The 22868-nt window shown below is 66.6% G+C and carries 20 protein-coding genes and 1 pseudogene; 12 read left to right on the forward strand and 9 right to left on the reverse strand.

Annotated features, from left to right (window positions below; all coding sequences use genetic code 11):
* Both KNW02_RS03610 and KNW02_RS03615 read right to left on the reverse strand, forming a co-directional pair.
* Positions 1–479 (reverse strand): hypothetical protein (locus KNW02_RS03610; protein ID WP_216031908.1); only part of this gene is annotated, 479 nt, incomplete at its 3' end.
* Positions 480–854: 375 nt separating this feature from the next.
* Positions 855–1208 carry a hypothetical protein gene (locus tag KNW02_RS03615; RefSeq protein ID WP_216031909.1) on the reverse strand — a complete coding sequence of 118 codons (354 nt, stop codon included), beginning with the start codon at positions 1206–1208 and terminating at the stop codon, positions 855–857.
* 104 nt (positions 1209–1312) lie between these two features.
* Here KNW02_RS03615 and KNW02_RS03620 point away from each other — a divergent pair, with 104 nt between their 5' ends.
* The 6 genes and pseudogenes from KNW02_RS03620 (at position 1313) to KNW02_RS03645 (ending at position 7698) form a co-directional block, all read left to right on the forward strand.
* Positions 1313–2536 (forward strand): glycosyltransferase, encoded by a 1224-nt coding sequence (locus KNW02_RS03620; RefSeq protein ID WP_216031910.1) that lies wholly within the window; start codon positions 1313–1315, stop codon positions 2534–2536.
* 29 nt (positions 2537–2565) lie between these two features.
* Positions 2566–3998: pseudogene (gene cysS, locus KNW02_RS03625) on the forward strand (cysteine--tRNA ligase).
* Positions 3995–4765 (forward strand): squalene/phytoene synthase family protein, encoded by a 771-nt coding sequence (locus KNW02_RS03630; protein ID WP_216031911.1) that lies wholly within the window; start codon positions 3995–3997, stop codon positions 4763–4765. The pseudogene cysS and the gene KNW02_RS03630 overlap by 4 nt, the downstream one beginning before the upstream one ends.
* Before the next feature lie 103 nt (positions 4766–4868).
* Positions 4869–5741 (forward strand): ABC transporter permease, encoded by an 873-nt coding sequence (locus tag KNW02_RS03635; RefSeq protein ID WP_216031912.1) that lies wholly within the window; start codon positions 4869–4871, stop codon positions 5739–5741.
* Positions 5742–5749: 8 nt separating this feature from the next.
* Positions 5750–6559 (forward strand): ABC transporter permease, encoded by an 810-nt coding sequence (locus KNW02_RS03640; RefSeq protein ID WP_216031913.1) that lies wholly within the window; start codon positions 5750–5752, stop codon positions 6557–6559.
* Between the two features lie 38 nt (positions 6560–6597).
* The gene (locus KNW02_RS03645) at positions 6598–7698 is read left to right on the forward strand and encodes an ABC transporter ATP-binding protein (RefSeq protein ID WP_216032068.1); all 1101 of its coding nucleotides are present in this window, start codon (positions 6598–6600) and stop codon (positions 7696–7698) included.
* Between the two features lie 78 nt (positions 7699–7776).
* Here KNW02_RS03645 and KNW02_RS03650 read toward each other — a convergent pair whose 3' ends face one another.
* Together KNW02_RS03650 and KNW02_RS03655 are read right to left on the reverse strand one after the other, a co-directional pair.
* Positions 7777–8118, reverse strand: a complete 342-nt coding sequence (locus KNW02_RS03650; RefSeq protein WP_216031914.1) for an MmcQ/YjbR family DNA-binding protein — start codon at positions 8116–8118, stop codon at positions 7777–7779.
* 58 nt (positions 8119–8176) lie between these two features.
* Positions 8177–9916: an NAD(P)H-hydrate epimerase gene (locus tag KNW02_RS03655; RefSeq protein ID WP_216031915.1), complete on the reverse strand. Its 1740-nt coding sequence runs from the start codon at positions 9914–9916 to the stop codon at positions 8177–8179.
* Between the two features lie 155 nt (positions 9917–10071).
* Between KNW02_RS03655 and KNW02_RS03660 the strand changes: the two genes are divergently transcribed.
* Together KNW02_RS03660 and glnA are read left to right on the forward strand one after the other, a co-directional pair.
* Positions 10072–10410, forward strand: coding sequence for a P-II family nitrogen regulator (locus KNW02_RS03660; protein ID WP_216031916.1), 339 nt, complete (start codon positions 10072–10074; stop codon positions 10408–10410).
* 75 nt (positions 10411–10485) lie between these two features.
* Positions 10486–11892, forward strand: coding sequence for a type I glutamate--ammonia ligase (gene glnA / locus KNW02_RS03665; protein ID WP_216031917.1), 1407 nt, complete (start codon positions 10486–10488; stop codon positions 11890–11892).
* 123 nt (positions 11893–12015) lie between these two features.
* Here the strand turns inward: glnA and thiC are convergent, their stop codons facing one another.
* From thiC to KNW02_RS03690, 5 genes are all read right to left on the reverse strand, one after another.
* The gene (gene thiC, locus KNW02_RS03670; RefSeq protein WP_216031918.1) at positions 12016–13818 is read right to left on the reverse strand and encodes a phosphomethylpyrimidine synthase ThiC; all 1803 of its coding nucleotides are present in this window, start codon (positions 13816–13818) and stop codon (positions 12016–12018) included.
* A gap of 368 nt (positions 13819–14186) precedes the next feature.
* On the reverse strand, positions 14187–15473 hold the full coding sequence (locus tag KNW02_RS03675) for an O-acetylhomoserine aminocarboxypropyltransferase/cysteine synthase family protein (RefSeq protein WP_216031919.1): 1287 nt from the start codon (positions 15471–15473) through the stop codon (positions 14187–14189).
* Between the two features lie 97 nt (positions 15474–15570).
* Entirely contained in the window at positions 15571–16872 is a 1302-nt protein-coding gene (locus tag KNW02_RS03680; RefSeq protein ID WP_216031920.1) for a TRAP transporter large permease, read from the reverse strand.
* Positions 16865–17320 (reverse strand): TRAP transporter small permease, encoded by a 456-nt coding sequence (locus tag KNW02_RS03685; RefSeq protein WP_216031921.1) that lies wholly within the window; start codon positions 17318–17320, stop codon positions 16865–16867. The genes KNW02_RS03680 and KNW02_RS03685 overlap by 8 nt, the downstream gene beginning before the upstream one ends.
* Complete coding sequence (locus KNW02_RS03690) at positions 17321–18307, reverse strand: DctP family TRAP transporter solute-binding subunit (RefSeq protein ID WP_216031922.1); 987 nt, start codon at positions 18305–18307, stop codon at positions 17321–17323.
* Positions 18308–18438: 131 nt separating this feature from the next.
* Between KNW02_RS03690 and KNW02_RS03695 the strand changes: the two genes are divergently transcribed.
* Genes KNW02_RS03695 through KNW02_RS03710 form a run of 4 tightly spaced genes read left to right on the forward strand, consistent with a single transcriptional unit; the run spans position 18439 to position 22772 of the window.
* On the forward strand, positions 18439–19236 hold the full coding sequence (locus tag KNW02_RS03695) for an IclR family transcriptional regulator (RefSeq protein ID WP_216031923.1): 798 nt from the start codon (positions 18439–18441) through the stop codon (positions 19234–19236).
* A complete protein-coding gene (locus tag KNW02_RS03700; protein ID WP_216031924.1) occupies positions 19233–20414 on the forward strand; it encodes an acetyl-CoA acetyltransferase in 1182 nt (393 codons plus the stop codon). The genes KNW02_RS03695 and KNW02_RS03700 overlap by 4 nt, the downstream gene beginning before the upstream one ends.
* Positions 20411–21973, forward strand: a complete 1563-nt coding sequence (locus KNW02_RS03705; protein ID WP_216031925.1) for an acyl-CoA synthetase — start codon at positions 20411–20413, stop codon at positions 21971–21973. The genes KNW02_RS03700 and KNW02_RS03705 overlap by 4 nt, the downstream gene beginning before the upstream one ends.
* Positions 21966–22772, forward strand: coding sequence for a hypothetical protein (locus KNW02_RS03710; protein ID WP_216031926.1), 807 nt, complete (start codon positions 21966–21968; stop codon positions 22770–22772). The genes KNW02_RS03705 and KNW02_RS03710 overlap by 8 nt, the downstream gene beginning before the upstream one ends.
* The last annotated feature ends 96 nt before the right edge of the window (positions 22773–22868 follow it).

Here is a 22868-nt window from a genome sequence, read left to right on the forward strand (position 1 = left end):
GGCCGAAACGTCCGGGAATGGTTTGCGGCCCGCAACCAGTTCGCCATAATGTTCGGCGAGCGCTTCGCCGCTTGAGTATCTGAAACTGCATGGGCCGGATCAGATACACAGAGTTCCTGACACTCCCGATCCGCTTTGGCGATCTCCTTTCGAAACTCTCGGACGTCTTCGTTGAAGGTTTGCCGGGCGGTCAGCGCGGTCTGGTTCGACGAGACCCGCAGCGCCTGAAGTGCCAAGAAGATCGTTGCGAGACCCGCAACGAATGCCACCGCAAGGCCTACGGTATTCGCATAGTAGTCAAAGAACCCCCCGACCACCTCGCTCGCGTCGGCCATTACATCGCTCTTCGACAGTAGGCCGATCAAGCCAATTGATGCTGCCGCAGTCACTGCGACCAGGGCCACCACCCCGAGACCGACACCCGCCGCAAGCCGCAGGGCTCCTCCGAAGCTGTCCGCCTCTATTTTCCAGAAGTTCATTTAATTTCCTTAGTTTAGTCAGACCGCTTCGCACCGGATCGTGGGGCCGTATATTGTCGATCGTTCTTTGGAAGACAACTTGATACGAAGAACTTTCGATGGATCGCTTCAACCCTGAACGGGAAAAGGCATGGAGCGAAGGTTCGCGGTCAGGGCCGAGTCGCAGGAGTTTCCGAACAATCAAGTCCATGGCGCCAAGCGCATCGCGGCAGGGCATTTGGTGTCTTTAGCGTGCACGCTGTGTACAATCCGCCTCGAAGTCTGCAATGCACGGTAGAGCGGATCTTTGTGTCCACTTGCCAAACTGCACTTCCGCCCCCGCCTCATTCCCAGTTCGTGTGGCCAGCACGCAGCGAAGGCCAACTGCGGGGACGCTCATCGGCAAATGCGCGCCGTCACGGCGCCTCCTGTCGCTTCCTCGCCATGCATCCCGGCGGCACCGAACCGGCCGATGAGGCGGTGCTGAGCGATCAGGGCAGGCTCGATCCGGTCATCGACAGGGTTTTTCACTTCGACCGGATCGGCGAGGTCAACCGCTGTCTGGAACCGTACCGGGCCGGGGGCAAACTCGTCCCGGGCATGTGATGCGGCGCGGGCCTGTTGCAGCCTTTCGCGGGAACCGGCGCCGGCGTTGCGTTCTTGCCGCCTCCGGCGTGCGCAACCTGTGTACGGGCTGTGCACGCCCTGTGCACGCGCCGTGGACGGATCGTGCCGTCGGTTTTCCGGCATTTTCCGGCATTTTCGCGCCCCTGCCTGCGCCCGTGTTGCGCGGCGGATCCGGCGCAACACACGCCGCTGTTGCGCGGTGATTCCGAAGCGGCTAACTGACGCCCATGCGCATCCTGTTCGTCCATCAGAACTTTCCGGGCCAGTTCCCGCATCTGGCCCCGGCACTGGCCCGGCGCGGCCATGAGGTTCTGGCCATGACCGACGAGAAGAACGAGCGCCCCAGCCCGGTCAGGACCGTCCGCTACAAGGCGCCCGAGCCGGTCACGACCAATGGCATGCTGGGCCGCAACTATTCCGATTTCGCCGAACGGGGCCTTCTGGCCGCGCGCGGGGCGCGGGCCTTGCGCGACCGGCACGGCTTCACGCCCGACCTGATCATCGGCCATACCGGTTGGGGCGAGACGCTGTTTCTGCGCGAGATCTGGCCCGATGCGAAGCTGCTGGTCTATGCCGAACTGATGTATCGCACCCGCGGCGAGGATGTGGGCTTCGACCCCGAGATGCATCCCGACAGCGACGAGGGGCGGTTCATGACCGTGGCCCGTTCCGCCCATCTGATCCAGGGCATCGTCCAGGCCGACGCGGCGATCGCGCCCACCCGCTATCAGGCCGACAGCTTCCCGCCCGAGCTGCGCGTCAAGATCACCGTGATCCATGACGGCATCGACACCACCCGGGTCTGCCCCGACCCGGAGGCCCGCCTGACCCTGCCCGACGGGCGCGAGTTGCGGGCCGGCGACGAGGTTCTCAGCTTCGTGTCACGCTCGCTGGAACCCTATCGCGGCTTTCACGTGTTCATGCGCGCGCTGCCCGAGGTGCTGGCGGCGCGGCCCGGGGCGCAGGTGGTTCTGGTCGGCGGCGACGGCGTCAGCTATGGCAGCGCGCCGAAGGACGGCCGCGGCTGGAAAGAGATCATGCTGGCCGAACTGGGCGACCGTCTGGACCTGTCGCGGGTGCATTTCCTCGGCCGCCTGCCCTATGCGCAATACCTGTCGCTGATCCAGCTGGCGCGGGTGCATTGCTACCTGACCTATCCCTTCGTGCTGTCATGGTCGCTGACCGAGGCGCTGTCGGCCGGCGGCTATGTCGTGGCCTCGGATACGGCGCCGGTGCGCGAACTGATCCGCGACGGCCGGAACGGCCGGCTGGTGCCGTTCTTCGATCTTGGCGCGCTGTCGGCGGCGCTGATCCGGGGGCTGGCGGGCGATCCCGATGCCCCGCGCCTGCGCGCCGCGGCGCGGCAGACGATCCTTGCGGATTACGACCTTGAGCGGCACAGCCTGCCGCGACAGATCGAATGGGTGGAAAGCCACGACCCGATGCGGTAAACCCCGCCGACTGGCAGATGAGGCACGCGATGGTCGAGATCCGGCTGACGAACACCCGCACCCGCAGGAAAGAGGTCTTCGCGCCGCTGGATCCGGCGAATGTCCGGCTCTATCTCTGCGGGCCGACCGTCTATGACCGCGCCCATCTGGGCAATGCCCGCCCGACGCTGGTCTTCGACGTGCTGGTGCGGCTGCTGCGCCATCTTCATGGCGCGGATCATGTCACCTATGTGCGCAACATCACCGACGTGGACGACAAGATCAACGCCGAGGCGCAGCGCCGCAAGCGCCTGGGCAGCCCGCTGTCGTTGGAGGATCTGATCGCCGAGCGGGCCGAGGAAACCATCGCCTGGTACCGCGCCGACATGGCGGCCCTTGGCGCCGCCCCGCCCGATCACGAGCCGCGCGCGACCGAATATATCCCGCAGATGATCGCCATGATCGAGACGCTGATCGCGCGCGGCCACGCCTATGCGGCCGAGGGGCATGTGCTGTTCGACGTGCGCTCATTCCCGGATTACGGCAAGCTCTCGGGCCGTTCGGTCGACGACATGATCGCCGGCGCCCGGGTCGAGGTCGCGCCCTTCAAGCGTGACCCGATGGATTTCGTTCTGTGGAAACCCTCGGACGACGATCTGCCCGGCTGGGACAGCCCCTGGGGCCGGGGGCGGCCCGGCTGGCATATCGAATGCTCGGCCATGTCCGAGGCGCTGCTGGGGCCGAGTTTCGACATTCATGGCGGCGGCATCGACCTGCAGTTCCCGCATCACGAGAACGAGGTCGCGCAAAGCTGCTGCGCCCACCCGCAGGCGTCCTTCGCCCAGGTCTGGCTGCATAACGAGATGCTGCAGGTCGAGGGCAAGAAGATGTCCAAGTCGCTGGGCAATTTCTTCACCGTGCGCGATCTTCTGGATCGCGGCGTGCCGGGCGAGGTGATCCGCTTTGTCATGCTGTCGACGCATTACCGCAAGCCGATGGACTGGACCGAGACGAAGCGCGCGGAAGCCGAAGCGGTGCTTCGGCGGTGGCGTGGGGGGGGGGGGGGGGGGGTGGGCTCGCGGCGGGCATCGAGCCCGCCGCGAGCCCGGCGCCCGCCGTCATCGCCGCGCTGGCCGACGACCTGAACACCGCGGGCGCCATTGCGGTGTTGCACGAGCTGGCCGGGCAGGGCGATGCCGCGAACCTGCTGGCGGGGGCGCATCTGCTGGGGCTGCTGCTGCCCGGGATGGGTGGCTGGGCCGAGGCCGGCGAAGACGCCGCCGCGCGGATCGAGGCGCTGCTGGTGGCGCGGGCCGCGGCGCGCAAGGCCCGCGATTTCGCCCGTGCAGACGCGATCCGCGACGGCTTTGCCGCCGCCGGGGTCGAGGTCAAGGACACGCCGCAGGGGGCGGAATGGTCGCTGACACCGGGCTATGATGCCTCCCGTCTGGCCGATCTGGCCCGGAGCCTTGGCGCATCGTGACGCTGGAGGTCTGCACCGAGACCCTGCGCCGCCAGGATCCCGACCGCTTTGGCGCCGTGCTGGTGGCCGAGCCGGCGCATCGGCCGGCCCTCATCACGCTTTACGCGCTGAACCTCGAGCTTGCCCGGGCACCGTTTCAGGCCAACGAGCCGATGCTGGCCGAGATGCGGCTGCAATGGTGGATTGACCGGCTGACCGGGATGGGGCGCGGCACGGCGCCGCCGCTGCATGATGTGCTGAGCCCGCTCTGGGAGGCCTGGGGGCAGGACGCCGGCGATCTGGTGCCGCTGGCCGAGGCGCGTTTTCGCGACTGCGCCCGCGAGCCGCTGAGCAATCCCGAGGCGGTGATTTCTTACGTCGATGCGACGGCGGGGGCGCTGATGTGGATCGCGGCGCAGCGGCTGGGCGCGCCGGTCGCCGCGCGCGGGGTGGTGGCCGATCATGCGCTCGGCGCGGGGCTGGCCAGCTGGCTGCGCGCCCTGCCACAGCTGCAGCCGCTGGGGCTGGGGCTGGAAGGGGCGCGGCCGCAGGACGTGCTGCGTCTGGCCGGAATCGCGCGCGAGTCGCTGCGCCGGGCCGCGCGTGGTCAGCGCGCCGTGCCGAAGGCCGTGGCCGCCGCACTCTATCCCGGTCCGCGGGTGCCGCGCTTCCTGATCGAGGTCGAGCGCGGCAATATCGACTGCTTCAGCGAAGTGCCCGAGATATCCCCCTTCCAGCGGCGCGCCTCGCTGGCCCGGCTGGCCCTGACCGGGCGCTGGTGGCGCTAGGCCCGGACCGCGCCCGGCGCGAAAAAATCCTTCCCATCACGGCCTTGCTGTGGAAGAAATTGACGAAGACCCGATTGAAGCGGGCTCCGACAGGGATCGTGACATGGCAAAATCCGGACTGGATGCAGAGGCAAGGCAGGGGTTGACCCTGATGGCGCCGCCATTCCTTTACGCGCTGGTCATCCTTGCCGCGCCGCTGCTGACCATCCTGACCTACAGCTTTCTGAAGGACGGCTATCTCGAGGTCATCCGCGAATTCACCCTCGACAACTATCTGCAGGTCTGGGCCGATCCGATCGTGCGCAAGATCATGCTGCGTTCGCTGTTCGTCTCGGCGCTGGTGACGCTGGTCACGGTCGCGCTGGCCTTTCCCATCGCCTATTACGTCAGCTTCATGGTCCGGCCCGAGCGAAAGTCGATGTGGCTGTTCCTGATCACCATTCCCTTCTGGACCAGCTATCTGATCCGGGTGTTCCTGTGGAAGGTGATCCTTGGCTATAACGGCGTCATCAACTCGACCCTGACGGGGCTTGGCATCATCGACGAGCCGCTGACCTTCATCCTCTATAACGTGAATTCCATCGTGCTGACGCTGGCCCATGCCTATGCGCCCTTCGCCATCCTGCCGATCTTCGTCTCGCTGGAAAAGATCGACCGGTCGCTGCTGGAAGCCGGGCGTGATCTGGGCGAAAGCCGGGCGATGACCTTCTGGCGGGTGACGCTGCCGCTGGCGATGCCGGGGGTGATCGCGGCCACGCTGATCGTCTTCATCCCGACCATCGGCGACTATGTGACGCCCGAACTGATCGGCGGCGGCAAGATCCCGATGATCGCCAACCTGATCCAGGTGCAGATGCTGGCGCTGGACAACCGACCCCTGGGATCGGCGCTGGCGGTCACCGCGATGCTGATCGTCGCCGTGGTCAGCCTGATCTTCCTGTTCCTGAACCGCCGCTTCCTGAAGGTGCGGCAATGAAGGCGGGGATGTTCCGGGGCAGCGGGCTGCGGCTTTACGCGCTGTTCTACCTGCTGTTCCTTTACGCGCCGATCCTGCTGCTGCCGCTGTTCGCCTTCAATTCCGGCACCATCATCGCCTTTCCGCTGCAGGGCTTCACCACCGACTGGTTCGGGCAGATGTGGGAGAACGCGACGCTGCGCCGGGCGCTTGGCAATTCGCTGACCATCGCCGTCTCGGCCTCGGTCCTCGCCACCTGTTTCGGCATCTTCGCCGCCCGCGCCTCGACCCGGTTCAGCTTTCCGGGCAAGGGCGGCATCATGGGCTTCATCATGCTGCCCATGGTCCTGCCCGAGATCATCGTCGCCATGTCGCTGCTGGTCGTGCTGTTGGGCGTGGGGATCGAGCTGTCGATCCTGACCGTCATCTTCGGCCATACGCTGATCTGCATGCCCTATGCCATCGCCATCCTGTCCACGGCCTTTTCCAGCCTGGACAAGTCGCTGGAGGAGGCCGCCTATGACCTGGGCGAAACGAAATGGAGCGCGTTCCGCCTGATCACCCTGCCGCTGGTGATGCCGGGGATCGTCTCGGCGCTGCTGATTTCCTTCACCATCAGCCTGGACGAATTCATCATCGCCTTCTTCCTGGCGGGCAGCGAGCCGACCCTGCCCACCTATATCTTCAGCCAGCTGCGTTTCCCCAAGCAGATCCCGATGATCATGGCGCTTGGCACGGTGCTGGTGGCGCTGTCGATCTGCCTGCTGGCGATCGGCGAATATTTCCGCCGCCGCGGCAATGCGCGGATCGGCGGCAAAGAGACCGGAGGCTTCCTGTGACAGAAACCCGCCACGATGTACTGGATGCGGCCCGGCCGATGATCGAATGTCAGGATGTCCAGAAATACTATGGCGACTATCACGCCCTGCGCGGCATCAACCTGACCATCCGCGAGGGCGAGTTCTTTTCGCTTCTGGGGCCGTCGGGCTGCGGCAAGACCACGCTTCTGCGCACCATCGCGGGCTTCGAGGATATCTCGTCCGGTGCCGTGCTGATCGACGGCAACCGCATGGAGGAGGTGCCGGCGAACAAGCGTCCGACCAACATGGTGTTTCAGTCCTATGCGATCTTCCCGCATCTGACCGTCGCCCAGAACGTCGCCTTCGGGCTGCGCCGCGATCCGCGCGGCAAGGACGAAAAGGCCAGGCTGGTCGATGAGGCGCTGGCGATGGTCGGCCTCAAGGGTTACGGCGCCCGCGCCGCCCATGCCCTGTCGGGCGGCCAGCGGCAGCGGGTGGCGCTGGCCCGCGCGCTGATCCTGAAGCCCAAGGTCCTGTTGCTGGACGAACCGCTGTCGGCGCTGGACCGCAAGATGCGCGAACAGATGCAGGTCGAACTGATCAAGCTGCAGCGGCAGGTCGGCATCACCTTCGTTCTGGTCACCCACGATCAGGAAGAGGCGCTGGTCATGTCCGACCGCATCGCCGTGATGTTCGAGGGCGAGATCGCGCAACTGGACGGCCCCGAGGCGCTCTATGCCCGGCCGGTCAACCGCCGGGTGGCGGATTTCATCGGGGTGATGAACTTCCTGCCGGCGCGGATCCTGTCGGAGAACGGCGAGGGCGCGAAGGTCGAGATTGCCGGTCTGGGCGAGGTCGATCTGCCCGCGCGCCAGATCAGCCGCGCCAATGCCGATGACGAGGTCGTCATCGTCGGCTTCCGCCCCGAGACGATGACCCTGATCGGCCCCGGCCAGCCCCATACGCAGCCGCGAGAGACCGGGGCGACCATCGACGAGGTCGTCTATTACGGCGACATGACCTATTACGACCTGCGGCTGGACGGCTCGGCGCGGCTGGATGGCGGCGCGCGGACAGTGCGGATCTCGATGCGAAACCTCTTCGGCCGCGACGTGCAGGATGTGGGCACCCGGACCAGACTGGCCTGGTCGCCCGGCTCGCTGGTGCTGTTCCGCTGACTACAGTCGAACCGGAATCCGGTGTCGCGGCGAAAGCCATGTTGCGATGGCGATGCTGAAACGGATGCCATGGCCGGCTCAGAAGGCTGCCAGTTCCGCCTGAACTTTCTTCGGCAGGCTTTGGCGGATGATGCGGTAGCTCGTCTCGATGCGATGACGCACCTCGTCCTCGGGACTGTCCAGCGGCAGTTCGACCCAACTGCGATGGAAATAGGCCGCGCGACGGGCCGGGCCGGCCTCGATCAGCATTTCGGCGGTCTCGATGCCGTCGGTCTTGACCGCGACCGCCCCGTTCACGGCGCCGATAGCGGCGAACATCTTGCCGCCGACCTTCCAGCAGTCATGCCCGCCGCCCCAGGGGTCGCTGACCGCGGCGCCGGGCAGGGCGGCGCAGATCCGGTTGACGATCTCGCGGCTCATGACCCCTCACGCTTTTCCAGCCGGATCCGAATGCCGTCGTGGCATGGCTCGTTCTCCGTCATGGATCGCCGCCCGCCCCGGATGCTGCCTGATCGAGGACATCGGGGATCCGTTCCGGCAGGTCGTCGGCGATCAGGCCGGGACCGGCCTGGCGGGCCGCGGCGGCATGCAGCCAGGCCCCGGTCGTCGCCGCGCTGAAAGGGTTCAGATCGCGCGCCAGCAGACCCGTGATCAGGCCGGCCAGAACATCGCCCGCCCCCGCGGTGGCAAGCCATGGCACATCGAAGGCGGAATGAATCGCGGCACGCCCCGGCCGGTCGAGGCGCGGGGCGCGGGCGCGCGACGGCTCGGCGATCACCGTATCCGGCCCTTTCAGCAGGACGGTCGCGCCCGCGCGCCCGGCGGCGGCGCGCGCCGCGTCGATCTTCGAGAAGGCCGGCCCATGCATCCCGGCCAGGGCGGCGCGATAGGCGTCCCGGTCATGCGACTGCTGATCCGGATCGCCGGTCGGACCCGGTGGCTGCGGCCCGGCCAGCCGTTCGGCCAGATCGGGGAACAGGCGGGCAAACTCGCCGCGATGGGGCGTCAGGACGCAGTCGGCATGCAGCCCCTCCAGACCGGATGCGGCCAGCGCCGTCAGGGCATCGGCGTCGAGAAGGCAGGCCCGCCCCGAGGCCAGCGCGACGGGCAGCAGCTCTGCCGCGCGATCCACACCGCAGCCCGGACCAAGGCAAAGCGCTGTGATCCGCTTGTCCTCGAGGATCCGGGCCAGATCGGCAGCCTCATCCACCGGCCGGCGCATCAGGGCATCGGGAGGGCCGAGATGCTCGACCATCGCCGACCGGGGCGGGCAGATGGTGACCAGGCCCGCGCCTGCCCGCAAGGCTGCACGCGCGGCCAGACGGGCGGCGCCGCCATGACCGAAATCGCCGGCGATGATCAGCGCATGGCCATGCTCGAACTTGTGGCCGGCACGGCTTTCCCGCTTGGCCAGCCAGGCACCGCGCTTCAGGCTTTCGAACCCCATCCTGCGGCGGTCGGGGATCGCGAATAGGGGCCAGATCGCGGTCAGGGCCGGTGGCCGCAACGACCTGGCGCGCCCCGGCTCGATGATGCGCCAGTCCTGCAGGCCGATATCCGCGATGACCAGTTCGCCACAGCTTTCCGGGCCGCGTTCCAGCAGATGCCCGGGTTTCGGGCTGTCGAAGGCGACGGTCAGGCGGGCCTGCAGGTCATAATCGCCGGGCTGCCGCCGCCGGCCCAGAAAGGCGCCGCTATCCATGCAAAGCCCGCTGGGGCAATCCACGGCGACCAGTCTTTCGCGGAAGAACGCCCGGTCGCCGCCGCTGCCGCCAAGATATCGCAGGATATCGGCAATCGCCCCCTCGGGCGGCCGGGCCAGGCCGGTGCCGAAGATGGCATCGACATAGACATCACTGCTTTCACCCGGACGGCGCAGCGCATCCCCGGTCAGCGCCTCGATCGGCCCGATCTCGCACCAGCGCCGCTTCATCTCGGCCGCATCGGGGCCGGGGATGTTGTCCAGCCCCAGCACCCGCAGCCGCCAGCCGGCGCGGTGCAGCAGCCGCGCGATGACATATCCGTCGCCGCCATTGTTGCCCGGGCCGCACAGCACGGTGGCCTGTCCCGGCTTCGGCCATCGCAGGCGAATCTGCCCGGCGACGGCGGCGCCCGCGCGCTCCATCAGGTCCAGCCCGGTCACCGCGCCACTGTCCATGGCGGCGGTTTCAATGGCGCGCATTTGGGCTGTCGTCAGAATTTCCGTGCCATTCAACATGATGATTGCCTAAATTTTAGACTCCAAGCGCGAAATTTATGCATAATCGTCCGATGGGCCGTCTTGGAGCGGTCTTCCTTGCCGCACCGCATTTACGCCTGCCATGAAACCCGCCAATCAGGCTTCAGGCAAGCCGCGAGGAAGGATCAATAGCGATGAAAAAGATCGAGGCGATCATCAAGCCGTTCAAGCTGGACGATGTGAAAGAGGCGCTGCAGGAGGCCGGTGTTCAGGGCCTGTCGGTCACCGAGGTCAAGGGCTTCGGCCGTCAGAAGGGCCATACCGAACTGTATCGCGGCGCGGAATATGTCGTCGATTTCCTGCCCAAGGTGAAGATCGAGATGGTGCTGGCGGACGATCAGGTCGAAGCGGCCATCGACGCGATCGTCGGCGCCGCCCGGACCGAGAAGATCGGCGACGGCAAGATCTTCGTATCCCCGGTCGAGCAGGCGATCCGCATCCGCACCGGCGAGACCGGCGACGACGCCCTGTAACCCCGGGCCCGCGCCAGAACAGGACTTCGCCCGGCAGCAGATTGGCCGGGCGGTATTTACCGAGAAAGGGAAGAGATGGAAATCAAGGATGTCTTGAAGCTGATGAAGGACGAGGAAGTCGCCTATGTCGACGTCCGCTTCACCGACCCCAAGGGCAAGCTTCAGCATGTGACGCTGGACGTGGATCTGGTGGATGAGGACTTCTTCGAGGAAGGCTTCATGTTCGACGGCAGCTCGATCGCCGGCTGGAAGTCCATCGACCAGTCCGACATGAAGCTGATCGTGGATCCGAGCAGCGCCTATGTCGATCCGTTCTATGCCGAAAAGACGCTTTGCGTGCATTGCAACGTGGTCGAGCCCGATACGGGCGAGCCCTACAGCCGCGATCCGCGCGGCACGGCGGTCAAGGCCGAGGCCTATCTGAAATCCTCGGGGATCGGCGATGCGGCCTATTTCGGCCCGGAGGCCGAGTTCTTCATCTTCGACGACGTGCGCTATTCGGTCACGCCGCAGAAGGTCGGCTATCAGATCGACGCCATTGATGCCGCCTGGAACACCGATACCGAATACGAGATGGGCAACCAGGCGCATCGCGCCGGCCACAAGGGCGGCTATTTCCCGGTCAACCCGATCGATGCCGGCCAGGACATCCGCGGCGAGATGCTGTCGACCATGAAGCGCATGGGCATGAAGGTCGACAAGCACCATCACGAGGTCGCCACCGCCCAGCACGAACTGGGACTGATCTTCGGTTCGCTGACCGAACAGGCCGACAACATCCAGAAATACAAGTATGTCATCCACAATGTCGCCGCCGCCTATGGCAAGTCGGTGACCTTCATGCCGAAGCCGATGAAGGGCGACAACGGCTCGGGGATGCATGTGAACATGTCGATCTGGAAGGGCGGCAAGCCGCTGTTCGCGGGCGACAAATATGCCGATCTGAGCCAGGAGGCGCTGTGGTTCATCGGCGGCGTGCTGAAACATGCCAAGGCGCTGAACGCGCTGACGAACCCCTCGACCAACAGCTACAAGCGGCTGATCCCGGGCTTCGAGGCGCCGGTTCTGCGCGCCTATTCGGCCCGCAACCGCTCGGGCTGCGTGCGGATCCCGTGGACCGAAAGCCCCAAGGCCAAGCGCGTCGAGGCCCGCTTCCCCGATCCCTCGGCCAACCCCTATCTGTGCTTCGCGGCGCTGCTGATGGCCGGCATCGACGGGATCAAGAACAAGATCGATCCGGGCCCGGCCTCGGACAAGGACCTCTACGACCTGCCGCCCGAGGAACTGGCCGAAATCCCGACCGTCTGCGGCAGCCTGCGCGAGGCGCTGGAAGAGCTTGAGAAGGACATGGACTTCCTGCTGGCGGGCGATGTCTTCACCCGCGACCAGCTGGAGGGCTACATGGCCCTGAAATGGGAAGAGGTCTATGCCTATGAGCATACCCCCCATCCGGTCGAGTATCAGATGTATTACAGCTGCTGATCACCTGGGACAGTGATCACGGCTGGTGCCCGAAGGGTGCCATGCAGAAAGGACAAACCCCGCCGGTACGGCGGGGTTTGCGATTCCGGCATTGCCGAGGGACGGTGCGGCCCGCCCGTCACCTCATTCAGCGACCGGCATATAAAGATCGCCGCCCTCGCGGTACTTGTCGGCCATCTCTTCCATGCCCTTGGCCCGCGCCTCGGCCCGGATGTCGTGGCTGATCTTCATCGAACAGAATTTCGGCCCGCACATGGAACAGAAATGCGCGACCTTGTGCGCCTCTTTCGGCAGGGTCTGGTCGTGGAAATCGCGCGCCGTCTCGGGGTCCAGCGACAGGTTGAACTGATCCTCCCAGCGGAACTCGAAGCGGGCGCGGGACAGGGCGTCGTCGCGGATCTTCGAGGCCGGATGGCCCTTGGCCAGATCGGCGGCATGGGCGGCGATCTTGTAGGTGATGACGCCGGTCTTCACGTCGTCCCGGTCTGGCAGGCCCAGATGCTCCTTGGGCGTGACATAGCACAGCATCGCGGTGCCGAACCATCCGATCATCGCCGCGCCGATGGCGCTGGTGATATGGTCATAGCCCGGCGCGATATCGGTGGTCAGCGGCCCCAGGGTATAGAACGGCGCCTCGCCGCAATGGCGCAGCTGCTTGTCCATGTTCTCCTTGATCTTGTGCATCGGCACATGGCCCGGCCCCTCGATCATCACCTGACAGTCCTTGGCCCAGGCGATCTGGGTCAGCTCGCCCAGTGTTTCCAGCTCGGCGAATTGCGCCGCGTCATTGGCATCGGCGATACTGCCCGGACGCAGCCCGTCGCCCAGGCTGAAGCTGACATCATAGGCGCGCATGATGTCGCAGATCTCGTCGAAATGCTCGTAGAGGAAGCTTTCGCGGTGATGATGCAGGCACCATTTCGCCATGATCGAGCCGCCGCGGCTGACGATGCCCGTGACCCGCTCGGCGGTCAGGTGGATGAAGGGCAGACGCACGCCGGCATGGATGGTGAAATAGTCAACGCCCTGTTCGGCCTGTTCGATCAGCGTGTCGCGGAACACCTCCCATGACAGGTCCTCGGCGATGCCGTTCACCTTTTCCAGCGCCTGATAGATCGGCACGGTACCGATGGGCACGGGGCTGTTGCGGATGATCCAGTCGCGGATGTTGTGGATATTGCGGCCGGTCGACAGGTCCATGACGGTATCGGCGCCCCAGCGGGTGGCCCAGACCATCTTCTCGACCTCTTCCTCCATCGACGAGGTGACGGCGGAATTGCCGATATTGGCGTTGATCTTCACCAGGAAATTCCGGCCGATGATCATCGGCTCGATCTCGGGGTGGTTGATGTTCGCGGGGATGACGGCGCGGCCGCTGGCGACCTCCCGGCGGACGAATTCCGGGGTGACGTGATCGGGGATGGCGGCGCCCCAGTCATTGCCGTCGCGGATCAGCTTTTCCTTCGCCGCCCGGCGGCCGAGGTTTTCACGGATCGCCACGAATTCCATCTCGGGCGTGACGATGCCGGCGCGGGCATAGGCCATCTGGGTGACGGCCCGCGTCCCCCTGGCCCGAAGGGGGCGGTGCTGCAACGGGAATTGCGGGGTCAGCCGGTCGCCCGAGACAAAGCCGTTATCCTCGGGCTTGACCGCCCGGCCGTCATAGCGCTCGACATCGCTGCGGGCGGTGATCCAGCCCTCGCGCAGGCGCGAAAGACCCGCCGCGATGTCGATCTGCACCTCGGGGTCGCTATAGGGGCCCGAGCTGTCATAGACCGTGACCGGCGGCTCCATGGCCGAGGGATGCAGGTCGATCTCGCGCATCGGCACGCGGATATCGGGGTGCTGCTCGCCCGGATGCCAGACCTTGCGGGAAGCCGGCAGCGGGCCGGTGGTGATCCGGGGGGCGGGGTTCTGGTCTTTCATGCGCGTCTCCTCAGGCACGACTCGAAAAGACCCGAGATGACGATTGAGGCAGAAAGCGGCCCTTGCGGTCCGCGAGGGGCCGCGATGGCCCAAAGGGCACGCGCCCCTTGGTCTTCCTACGCCAGTATCAACTGGGTCAGGTTCAAAGGGTCGCGTCACCGCGGGTCGCCCCGCCAATCAGCCTCTCAGTCCCTTCGGCGGGACTCCCCTGACGGCGCTGAAGGTCCCAAAGCCTGCGCGGATTGTCAAGCGGCAGTCGTTCCGGGCGCGTCGGTCCTGCAGGAGTTCCGCCGATGGTGATGGCCTGAAAAGAAACGGGCGCCCCTTTGGGGGCGCCCATGCCGCTTGCCTGTCCTGCCGTTCCGGCGTCAGGCGGTCGCTCTGGCCAGCGCCTGATCGAGATCGGCGATCAGATCCGCCGGATCCTCGATGCCGATGGAGAGGCGCACCAGTTCCGGGGCGGCGCCGGCGGCGCGCTGCTGGTCTTCGGTCAACTGGCGATGGGTGGTCGAGGCCGGGTGGATGACCAGCGACCGGGCATCGCCCAGATTGGCGACATGGCTGAACAGGTCCAGCGCATCGACCAGCTTGACCGCCGCCGCGTATCCGCCCTTGACCGCGAAGTTGAACAGCGAGCCGGCCCCCTTGGGATAAAGCCGCCTGGCCGTCGCGTTCCAGGGCGACGAGGCCAGCCCGGCATAGGTCACGCCGGTCACGCGCGGGTCCTTTTCCAGCCATTCCGCGACCTTCATGGCGTTCTCGACATGGCGCGGCATGCGCAGCCCCAGCGTCTCGATCCCCATCAGCGTGTAATGCGCGCCCTGCGGGTTCATGGTCATGCCCAGATCGCGCAGTCCGATGGCGATGCCATGGAAGGTGAAGGCCAGCGCGCCGAAGGTCTGGTGGAAATTCAGCCCGTGATAGGCCGGCTCGGGCTGGGACAGGCTGGGAAACTTGTCCGAGGCCGACCAGTCGAACTTGCCGCTGTCGACGACGCAGCCGCCGGTGACGGTGCCGTTGCCGGTCATGAACTTGGTCAGGCTGTGGACGACCAGCGTCGCCCCCATCTCGATCGGGCGGCAGAGATAGGGCGTGGCCAGCGTGTTGTCCACGATCAGCGGGATGCCTGCCGCATCGGCGATCGCGGCGATGGCGGGGATGTCGGTGACATAGCCGCCGGGATTCGAGATCGACTCGCAGAAGATGGCGCGGGTGTCGTCGTCGATGGCGGCGCGGACGGCGTCGAGATCGTCCAGATCGACGAATTTCGTCGCCCAGCCAAAGCGCTTGATCGAATTGCCCAGCTGCGTGACGGTGCCGCCATAGAGCCGGGTCGAGGCGACGATGTTCCGGCCCGGCTCCATCAGCGGGAACAGCGCCATGATCTGCGCCGCATGCCCCGAGGAACAGCAGACCGCGCCGGCGCCGCCTTCCAGCGCCGCGACGCGGGTCTGCAGCGCCGCCACGGTCGGGTTGGTCAGGCGCGAATAGATATAGCCCACTTCCTGCAGGTTGAAGAGGCGCGCGGCATGGTCGGCATCGCGGAACTCGTAGGATGTGGTCTGGTAGATCGGTACCTGCCTTGCGCCGGTGGCCGGGTCGGGCTCGCTGCCCGCGTGAACCGTCATTGTGTCGAATTCATAGCTCTGAGCCATTGCCCACTCCTTCTCTGTCCCGGGCACACTAGTCCTGCCCCTTGTCCGGCAGCAATGCCGTTTTTGTACCATCCGCGGCCGGCAACCCGCTGCCCGGTCAGGGCAGCATGATCCGGGTCAGGACCGGGAAGGCCGCGATGACCACGAGGCCGATCAGGCTGGTCAGCAGGAAGGGCAGCGCGCCGCGGGCCACCCGCTCGAGCGGCAGGCGGGTGATGTTCGCCGCGACATAGAGGTTGATGCCGACCGGCGGCGTGATCAGCCCGATGGCGAGGTTGATCATGATCAGCACCCCGAACCAGACCGGATCCCATTGCAGCTCGCGCATGACCGGCAGGAAGATCGGCAGGCAGATGAACATGATCGTCACCGCGTCCATGAACATGCCTGCGACCAGCACCACCAGCATGATCACCGCAAGGATCACCCACTGGTTCGAGGACAGGCCCAGCAGCGCGCCGGAATACTGCCCGATCAGGTCGTCCACGGTCACCACCCAGCCGAAGAGGCCGGCATAGGCCACGACCAGCATCACCACCGAGGATCCCGCGGCACTGTCCGAGAGGCATTCGTAAAGCCCGGGCAAGGTCAGGGTGCGATAGACCAGCCCGCCCACCGCCAGCGCATAGACCGAGGCGACCACGGCGGCCTCGGTCGGGGTGAAGATGCCGGAATAGATGCCGCCAAGGATCACCACCGGCGTCATCAGCCCCCAGAAGCTGTCGATGAAGACCCGCCACAGCGCCGCGCCGTAGGCGAGGCCGGGATAGGGATCGGGGATCAGCGCCCGGGTTGCGGTGGCGCCGCTGGCGCGGCCGAAGGGCAGGGCGGCCAGCATCAGCACGCCGCAGACGATGCCGGGAATGATCGCGGCGATGAACAGATCGGCGATCGAGGTTTCGGCCAGAACGCCATAGATGATCAACCCGATCGAGGGCGGGATGACGATGGACATCGCCGCCCCGGTGCTGACCAGTCCGGCGGCGAAGGCGCGGGAATAGCCGTCCTCTTCCATCGAGCGGATGATGATCGGGCCGATGGCGGCGACCGAGGCCGGCCCCGAGCCGCTGACCGCGCCCCAGAACAGGCAGACCACGGTGCCCACCAGCCCCATGCCGCCGGGCAGGCCGCCGACAAGGACGCGAAAGAAGCGGATCATCCGGTCGGCAATGCCCAGCCTTCCCATCAGGTTGCCGGCAAGGATGAAGAACGGGATCGCCAGCAGCGAGAATTTTCCGATGCCGGCGGTCAGCAGGTCGCCCACCAGATCGAGGCCGAAGCCCAGCTGCCACATCGCCGCCAGCGCCGACAGGCCAAGCGCGAAGGCGACCGGCACGCGCAGGATCAGGAACAGGAAGAACAGCCCGACCATCAGGCTTCCGGCGCCGATCTCAGGCATCGGGGCCTCGCAGCGCCGCCTGAACATAGCGGATCAGCACCAGCGCAAAGCCGAAGGGCAGGGCGGCCGAATACCACCACAGCGGCAGGCCGAGCGCATAGCTGCGCATGCCCGTGCCCATCTGGTTCAGCACCAGTTGCCAGCTGAACCAGATCGAGGCCGCCAGCAGCAGCACCGACAGCAGCGCGGCCAGGATGATGACCGCCCGCCGCAGGCCGGCGGGCAGCAGGTCCGAGATCAGTTCGACCGCCAGATGCTCGCCCCGCCTTGCGGCGATGGCGGCGCCGAAGACCGTGACCAGAACGAAGCCGCCGGTCAGCAGTTCCTCGGTTGCGGCCAGTGAGCGGTTGGTGCCGTAGCGGACGACGACATTGGCAAAGCCAAGCGCCGTCATGGCCAGGAACAGCAGCGCGCAGACGATCCTTTCGAACTGATCCAGCAGCCGCATCTACTGCGCGTTCGCTTCGTCGGTGAACAGCTGGACGATATCGGCGCCGATCTGGTTCGACCATTTCTCGAAGCTGGGCTTGGTCGCCTCGCGGAAGGCGGCCAGTTCCTCGGCCGAGGGCTCATAGACCTCCATGCCCTGTTCCTTCAGGAACTCCAGCCCCTCGGCGGTCGCATCGCGGCTGATCTGGATCTGCCAGGCCATGGCCTCGTCGGCGGCCTTCTGGAACTGCGCCTTGGTGGCGTCGTCGAAGCCGTCCCACCTGGCCTTGCTGATGCCTAGGAACAGCGGGTCATAGCTGTAATGCCAGGGGGTGATGTATTTCTGAACCTCATAGACGCGCTGCGGGATGATCACCGCGCCGATCGGGTTTTCCTGCCCGTCCACCACGCCCTGCTGCAGCGCCGGGAAGGTCTCGGTCCATTGCATCTGCTGCGGGTTGGCGCCCAGATCGTTCATCACGTCGATATACATCGGCCCGGCGACGCGCATCTTCAGCCCGGCCATGTCGGCGGGCGAGGTGATCGGGCGCTTGGAATTCGTGACCTCGCGAAAGCCGTTCTCGCCCCAGGCCAGCACATGGATGCCGTGGCCCTCCATGATCTCTTCCATCTTGTCGCCGGCGGCACCCGCCGTGGTGCGGTCCACCGCCGCGTAATCAGGATAGAGATAGGGCAGCGAGAAGGCCGCCATCTCGGGCGCCAGCGGGGTGACGTTGATGGCCGAGGTCAGCACCAGGTCGATGGCGCCGCGGCCGGTCATCTCGGCCTGCTTCATCTGGTCGCCGCCCGACAGCTGGGCATTGGGGAAGACGCGCACGTCATAGGCGCCGCCGGTTTCCGCCGCCAGCAGTTCGGCGAACTTGTCGGCGCCCTTCTGCCAGGTAGTCTGGTCGCCGGTGTTGTGCGACAGGCGCAGCGTCTCGGCGGCGGCGGGCAGGCTCAGCGAAAGCGCGGCTGTCAGCCCAAGGGCCAGTCTGGTGAACATGGTCTCTCCTCCCATTCCACGATGCGGCCTCAGTGCCGCTTGGTTTCGCCGCATATTTACGGAACATGAAAAGCCATGCAATAAGAATCGATGCGGGCATGGGAAGGGGCGGGAACAGGGGTTTCCACATCATGGAAAGCGTGATCGAACAGGGCACTCAGAGCATCGGCCGCGCCGTCGCGGTCTGGCGGCGGATCGGGCGTGCCGCCGCCTCGGGCCTGTCGCTGGCGGATCTGGCCGAGGCGACGGGGCTGGCCAAGCCGACCCTGCGGCGGATGCTGGTGGCGCTGATCCGCGAGGGGCTGGTCGAGCAGGATCAGCACAGCCGCCGCTATTATCCGGGCCCCGAAACCTATGTGACCGGGATGCTGGCCGCGCCGCGTTTCGGCCTGACCCGGATCGTCCAGCCGGCGCTGATCCGGCTGGCGCGGGCCAGCGGCGACAGCTGTTTCCTGACCGTGCGCCGCGGCCTCCATTCCGTCTGCCTGCTGCGCGAGGAGGGCAGCTATCCGGTGCGCACGCATGCGCTGCAGCCCGGCGACGAACACCCGCTGGGGATCGGCGCCGGGTCGCTGGCGCTGCTGGCCGCGCTGCCGGACGAGGAAATCGATGTCACGCTTGCCCAGCTGGCGCCGTTGCTGGCCGTGCCGCGCTATGCCGCCTATGACGCCGCGCGGCTGCGGGCGGATATCGCTGCGGCGCGGGTTCAGGGATATGCGCTGAACCCGGGGCTGATCGTCGCCGGAAGCTGGGGCATCGGGGTGCCGATCCGGCATCCGCTGGGCCATGTCGCGGGGGCCCTGTCGCTGGCCGCCATCGACCAGCGCTTGCGCCCCGAGAGGCAGGCCGAGATGGCCGCCCTGCTGCGGGCCGAGGCGGGCCGGATCGAGGCCGAACTGGATGAATTTCTGCTGCGGAGGAAAGCATGACCGACCTGCCCCCGGCGCCGGAAGGGCGCATCATCGGCTGGGCGCATACGCGCTTTGGCAAATCCGACGCCCCGGATGTCGAGGCGCTGATGGCCGAGGTCACCGGCGCCGCGCTGGACCATGCCGGTATCGCCAGCGAACAGGTGGACGGCATCTTCGTGGGCGTCTTCAACGGCGGCTTCCAGAAGCAGGGGTTCGAGGGCGCGCTGGTCGCACTCGGCCATGACGGGCTGGCGCATGTGCCGGCGGTACGGCTGGAAAACGCCTGCGCCACCGGCAGCGCCGCGATCACGGCGGCGCTGGATTTCATCGGTGCTGGGCGCGGGCGCGTGGCGCTGGTGATCGGGGCCGAGAAGATGACCGCGACCCCGGGGGCCGAGATCGGCGATATCCTTCTGGGCGCCAGCTATCGCGCCGAGGAGGGCGAGACGCCGGGCGGTTTCGCGGGCGTCTTCGGCGGCATCGCCAACAGCTATTTCCAGCGTTACGGCGATGCCTCGCGCGAACTGGCGATGATCGCGGCCAAGAACCATGCCAATGGCGCGCGAAACCCCTATGCGCATATGCAGAAGGATTTCGGCTTCGACTTCTGCAACACCGTCAGCGACCGGAACCCGATCGCCGCCGGGCCGCTGCGGCGCACCGATTGCTCGCTGGTCTCGGACGGGGCGGCGGCGCTGGTCATCGCCCATCCCGAGATCGAGGCGCCGCGCGCCATCGCCTTCCGCGCGCAGCGTCAGGCCAATGACTACCTGCCGATCTCGCGCCGCGACATCCTCGAATTCGCCGGGGCGCGCCGGGCCTGGGCAGAGGGGCTGGAACAGGCGGGCGTGAGGCTGGACGATCTGTCGCTGGTCGAGACGCATGACTGTTTCACCGTGGCCGAACTGCTGGAATACGAGGCCATGGGACTGGCCGAACGCGGGCAGGGCGGGCGCATCATCGCCGAAGGGATCACGGCGCGCGACGGGCGGCTGCCGGTGAACCTCTCGGGCGGGTTGAAATCGCGCGGCCACCCGATTGGCGCGACCGGGGTGTCGCAGCATGTCATGGCGGCGATGCAGCTGACCGGCGAGGCGGGCGGGATGCAGATCCCCGATGCCAGGCTGGCCGGGGTCTTCAACATGGGCGGGGCGGCGGTCGCCAATTACGTCTCGATCCTCGAGAGGGTGAAATGACGCCCGCCTCGCTTCGGACGATGAACCTCGGTCATCTGCTGGACCAGACCGCCCGGCGCCTGCCGGATCTCCCGGCGATGATCTGGGGCGGGCGGCGCTGGACATGGGCGCAGATGCGGGGGCGCGTCGATGCGATGGCGCGTCTGCTGGCGCAGGACTACGGCATCGGCAAGGGCGACCGGGTGCTGGTGCAGTCGCCCAACAACAACCAGATGTGGGAAAGCCTCTGGGCCTGCCTGAAGCTGGGCGCGATCTGGGTGCCGGCGAATTTCCGTGGTGCGCCGGACGATCTGCGCTGGATGGTCGAACTGGCCCAGCCGAAGCTGCTGATCTGCGAGGCGGGCTTTCCCGACCATGCGGCGGCCTGCGACCTGCCGACGCTTGCCATCGGTCAGGCCGGTTTCGGCCCCGATCTCGACGCGGCGCTTGCGGGCCATGACGATGCGCCGCTGCGGGCGGCGGATGTTGCCCGCGACGATCCGGCCTGGCTGTTCTTCACCTCGGGCTCGACCGGCAAGCCCAAGGCGGCGGTACTGACCCATGGCCAGATGGGTTTTGTCATCGCCAACCATCTGGCCGACCTGATCCCCGGCACCAGCGAAGCCGATGCCTCGCTGGTGGTTGCGCCGCTCAGCCACGGGGCGGGGATTCACCAGATGCTGCAGGTGGCGCGCGGCGCGGTCACCATCCTGCCCGGGGGGCCGGGCTTCGATCCGGCCGAGATCTGGCGGCTGGTCGCGGCGCACCGGGTCAGCAACATGTTCACCGTGCCGACCATCGTGAAGCTGCTGACCGAACATCCCGCCGTGGACGCGCATGACCATTCCAGCCTGCGCCACGTCATCTATGCCGGCGCGCCCATGTATCGCGCCGATCAGATCCGCGCCTTGCAGAAGCTGGGGCCGGTTCTGGTGCAGTATTTCGGGCTGGGCGAGGTGACCGGCTGCATCACCGTCCTGCCCGCCCGGCTGCACGAGGCGGGCGAGGGCTGGGCGCTGGAAGGCTCCTGCGGCTTTCCGCGCCTGGGCATCCAGATCGAGATTCAGGACGATGACGGCAATCCCTTGCCCCCGGGCGAGACGGGCGAGCTGTGCGTGACCGGCGGTGCGGTCTTCGCGGGCTACTGGCGCAACCCCGAGGCCAATGCGAAAAGCTTTCGTGACGGCTGGTTCCGTACCGGCGATCTGGGCCATATGGACGCGCGCGGCTTCTTCTACCTGACCGGCCGGGAAAGCGACATGTTCATCTCGGGCGGCTCGAACATCCACCCGCGCGAAATCGAGGAAAAGCTGCTGCTGCATCCCGATGTGGTCGAATGCGCCGTGCTGGGGATGCCGGACCCGACCTGGGGCGAGGTCGGCGTGGCGATCTGCGTCACCCGCGACGGATCGGCCCCCGATCTGGCCACATGGCTGGGACCAAAGATCGCCCGCTACAAGCTGCCGAGGCGGTTCCTGTTCTGGGAGGCGCTGCCGAAATCCGGCTATGGCAAGATCACCAAGAAGCTGGTGCGCGAGGAGTTGCTGCGCCGCGACGCGCTGGCCGGGGCCGATGGCTGACACCCTGCGCCATCCCGGCCCGGCCGAAGGCCCGCGCCTGATGCTGGCCCCGACCCGGGTCGAACGACGGCGGATCACGCTGGAGGCGGGGGTGCCGCTGGACAGGGCCATCGCGCAGGCATTGGCGGGGGCTGACAGCGCCTGGATCAGCCTTGACGATGCGCAGGGCGATCTGCGTTTCGTGCTGCCGGATCGCGCCCGCGACGGTCTGCACGGCGCTTGGTATTCCGCGCCCCGTGATCTGCCGGGCGCGACGATCCATCGCGCCGGTATCGTCTGGGGGCGGCGCGAAGGGCGGGCGTTCGGCCATTGCCACGGATCGTGGGGCAAGACGATGGGGCATCTGCTGCTGGATGCCTCGATCCTGTCCAAGCCGGCCAAGGCGCAGGCGCTGGTCTTTCCCGATGCCCGTTTCGAGGGCGAGGACGACTCCGAAACCGCCTTCACCCTGTTCAAGCCGCGCATCCGGGGCACGGTCGCCGAACCCGAGGCTGCACTTCTGCGCCTTGCACCGCATGTCGAACTGGCCGAAGGGCTGGGCGAGGCGCTGGACCGGCTGGGCTGGGACGGCGCGCGGCTGGCCGGGCTTGGCAGCCTGAACACGGCGCATTTCGCCGACGGTTCGGTGCTGGACAGCCATGCCACGGAATTCCTGATCTTCCCCGGTCGGATCGATCGCGCTAGGATAGCGGTCAATCTCGATATCGTGGGCATGGGCGGGATGCGCGGACAGGGCGAACTGGCCAGCACCGGCAACCGGATCTGCGTCACCGCCGAGCTGATCCTGACGCGCCTCTAGCCCGCCCGCCGTCCCGTCCGGCCTGTCATCAGGCATTCGCGAAAGGCTGCTAGCGACGGGGAAAATCGAATTTCGCAACGCTGAACAGGGATGGAT

Origin of the sequence: Paracoccus marinaquae (genome assembly GCF_018860165.1) — a bacterium.
Taxonomy (GTDB): Bacteria; Pseudomonadota; Alphaproteobacteria; order Rhodobacterales; family Rhodobacteraceae; genus Paracoccus; species Paracoccus marinaquae.